Below are 3,186 nucleotides of genomic sequence, written 5' to 3' on the forward strand. Positions count from 1 at the left end.
GGGTGGATGTCGTCATGTCGGACCTCTCGGACGTCTCGGACACGGGATCGCGGGGGGGCGCCTCGCGGCGCGGGCCGGGCGGAGGAGGCGCGAGGCCCCCTCCGCCCGCGGCGTCACTGCTGGTCGAGGAACTTCTGGAACTCGGCTCCGGCGTCGGCCGGGTCGAGCTCGCCCGTCGCGACCAGGTTCTGGATGCGCCAGTACTCGGTGGTCTGCGACTGGGAGAGGTTCTGGTCGTTGTTCATGTAGACGCCGGTCGCCGCTTCGACGATCGGGGTCCACGAGGCGTCGAACTCGCTCTGGTCCTCGGCCTGCACGTCGACGTTGACCGAGCGGCTGCCGAAGGTCGCGATGAACTTCTGCTGCGCCTCGGGCGAGGTGAGGTAGTCGAGGAACTTCGCGGCCTCGTCGGGGTGCTCGGAGTTCGCCGAGATGTAGTTGTTCTCGTTGAAGCCGTAGATGCGATCGGTGCCGGTAGGGAAGGCGAAGATGCCCACCGAGTCCTCGCTCATGCCGTTGTCGCGGATCTGCTGGTTGAACCAGTCGCCCTCGATCGCCATCGCCGCCTTGCCGCTGAAGAACAGCGAGCTCGACTCGTCGTTGTTGATCGAGATGAAGCCCGGGTTCACGTAATCGGCGGTCCAGGTCGCGAACTCGGTGAAGGTGTCCGTGACGCAGGGCTCCTCGGACCAGTCGGCCTCGCCGGTGACGAGCGCCTGGTAGCCGTCGGCCCCGCACTGGGTCTCGAGCAGGCTGTCGAGCAGGCGCATCACGTGCCAGTTGACGGTGCCGCCGAACTCGAACGGCGTGATGCCGGCCGCCTTGAGCGCCGCCGCGTCCTCGACGAGCTCGTCGTAGCTGGTGGGTGCCGCGTCGATGCCCGCTTCGGCGAAGAGGTCCTTGTTGTAGAAGACCGCCTCGGTGCGCTGGGTGTAGGGCACCCCGTCGTAGCCGCCGTACTGGGTGACGGTCGAGAGGGTGGTCTCGGAGAAGCGGTCGGCCCAGCCGTACTCGTCGTAGTACTCCTCGAGGTCCAGGCTCGCCCCGGCGTCGATGAACTCGCCGCCCAGGCCGGGTCCGGCCCACGAGAAGAAGACGTCGGGAGCACCGCTGGTGCCCAGCGTCGTGCGGAGGGCGTCCTTGTGCGCGTCGACCGCGCGCTCCTCCACCTTCACGGTGATGTCGGGGTTGGCCGCCTCGAAGTCGGCGACGATCTCCTCGATCGTCGCATTGGCGGAGTCGGCGGACTCGGTGAGCTTGAACCAGGTGATCTCGGTGGATCCGTCGCCGGCGCCGCCGCCGGCGGAGCATCCGGTGAGGCCGGCCAGGAGGAGGGCACCCGTCACGAAGGCGACGGATCGAGGCAGAGCACGCATCTTCGCGTCCTTTCACTGCGCGACATCGCGGCAGGGCGACGTCGACGTCTGGTCCGCCCCGAGCGCGATTCGCATCGGCCCAGGCGGTGGATGGGGGATACGTTATCGATAACACATGGGGTCGGCAATGAGTCCAACCGGTTGACCGGTCACGATCGGATAACGGCCCCGGGGCTCGTAGAGTGGGCCCCGGACGAAGCGGAGGGGGTGCCGATGCCCGGAGACGCCTCCTCCCGCGCGCGGCCGAGCATGGCCGATGTCGGACGCCGCGCCGAGGTCTCGGCCCAGACCGTCTCGCGCTTCTTCACCGGCGGCTACGTCGCTCCCGCGACCCGCGAGCGGATCGAGTCGGCCATCGCCGCCCTCGGCTACCGCCACAACCGCGTCGCCCGCAACCTGCGGGTGCAGAGCACCGACACCATCGGCTTCCTGGCGATGGGACCCCTCAACTACGGCAACGCCGAGCTGCTCACCGGAGTGAGCCGGGCCGCCCGCGCGACCGGCCTCTCGCTGATCACCGCGCTCCTGGACACGGATCCCGGGGTGCCGAGCTCGCCCGAGGAGGTGCGGCACGCGGTCGACAAGCTGCTCTCGTTCCAGGTCGACGGGATCATCGTCGGCACGCCGTACGAGGGTCTGGACGAGCTGCTCGACTACATCGCCACGTCGGTCCCCGTCGTGACCCGCTCGGAGCACGACAACGCCTCCGTCGACTCGACCTCCGCCGACTCGTTCGGCGCCGGCTACCTGGGGACGCGGCACCTGCTCGAGCTCGGGCACCGCCGGATCCTGCACCTCGCGGGTCCGCGCGACCGCAACGAGGCGGTCGAGCGCGAGCGCGGCTACCGGGCGGCGCTCGAGGAGGCGGGCGTCCCCGCGCTCGAGGTGCTGCGCTGCCGCGAGTGGGACGCGGGATCGGGCGCCGAGCACGCGCGGATGGTGGATCCGGAGTCGTTCACGGCGGTGTCGGCGGCCAACGACCAGATCGCGCTGGGGTTCCTGCAGACGATGGCGGAGCGCGGTCGGATCGCGCCGGATGACTACTCGATCGTGGGCGTCGACGACATGCCCGACTCGGAGTACTTCTCACCGCCGCTCACGACGATGCACCTCGACCACCAGGCGCTCGGCGAGACGGCGCTGCGGATGCTCGCGGAGCGGATCCGCACGGGCGAGCGCCAGCAGCGCACCTCGGTGTCGGCGCGGCTCGTCGTGCGGCGCTCGACGGGGCGGCTCGCGGACACCTCGCTCGTCGAGCAGCCGCGCCCCCTGCTGATCGAGTAGCCCGAGGAGCGCGGCGGATCGAGAGCCACCCCTGCTGGACGCGGGGTCTCGATACGCGGCCTGCGGCCGCTACTCGACCAGCAGAGCCGGGCCTCGAGTGGACGCGAAGCGGGGGTGAAGCGGCGCACCCCTCGACGAAGCGCGGCCCGGCCTCAGCCCCCGCCTCTGCTGATCGAGTAGCCCGCGCAGCGGGCGTATCGAGATCCACCACCGCCGGACGACGGGGTCTCGATACGCGGCCTGCAGCCGCTACTCGACCAGCAGAGCCGGGCGTCGAGCGGACGCGAAGCGGGGTCCGACGGATGCGCGCGGCCCGACTCGCGGCGACGCGCGGAGAAGAGGGATGATCTTCGCTCGACGAAGTGCGGCCCGACCCCAGCCTCTGCTGATCGAGTAGCCCGCGCAGCGGGCGTATCGGTGATTGCCTTGGTGGTGTCGCGGGGTTCTGACTCGTCTGCGTATCTGACGCGCCTGGCCGTGCTGTCTGGATCTCGAACTGTCGAACCCCGCGACACCGTTTGAAGCG

At 70.0% G+C, this 3,186-nt stretch carries 2 protein-coding genes; one reads left to right on the forward strand and one right to left on the reverse strand.

The annotated features are described in order from the left end of the window. Positions 1 to 113 precede the first annotated feature (113 nt). Positions 114 to 1,376 (reverse strand): ABC transporter substrate-binding protein, encoded by a 1,263-nt coding sequence (locus tag NB037_RS19070; RefSeq protein ID WP_251948588.1) that lies wholly within the window; start codon positions 1,374 to 1,376, stop codon positions 114 to 116. 213 nt (positions 1,377 to 1,589) lie between these two features. Here NB037_RS19070 and NB037_RS19075 point away from each other — a divergent pair, with 213 nt between their 5' ends. Then, a complete protein-coding gene (locus NB037_RS19075) occupies positions 1,590 to 2,660 on the forward strand; it encodes a LacI family DNA-binding transcriptional regulator (RefSeq protein WP_251948591.1) in 1,071 nt (356 codons plus the stop codon). Positions 2,661 to 3,186 lie beyond the last annotated feature (526 nt).

The sequence above is a fragment of the Rathayibacter rubneri genome (assembly GCF_023743255.1).
In the GTDB taxonomy this organism is placed as follows: domain Bacteria; phylum Actinomycetota; class Actinomycetes; order Actinomycetales; family Microbacteriaceae; genus Rathayibacter; species Rathayibacter rubneri.

What these genes read in the sequence shown, in the direction of transcription:
- NB037_RS19070 (WP_251948588.1), bottom strand. Translation starts at nt 1,376, where the DNA reads ATGCGTGCTCTGCCTCGATCCGTCGCCTTCGTGACGGGTGCCCTCCTC.
- NB037_RS19075 (WP_251948591.1), top strand. Translation starts at nt 1,590, where the DNA reads ATGCCCGGAGACGCCTCCTCCCGCGCGCGGCCGAGCATGGCCGATGTC.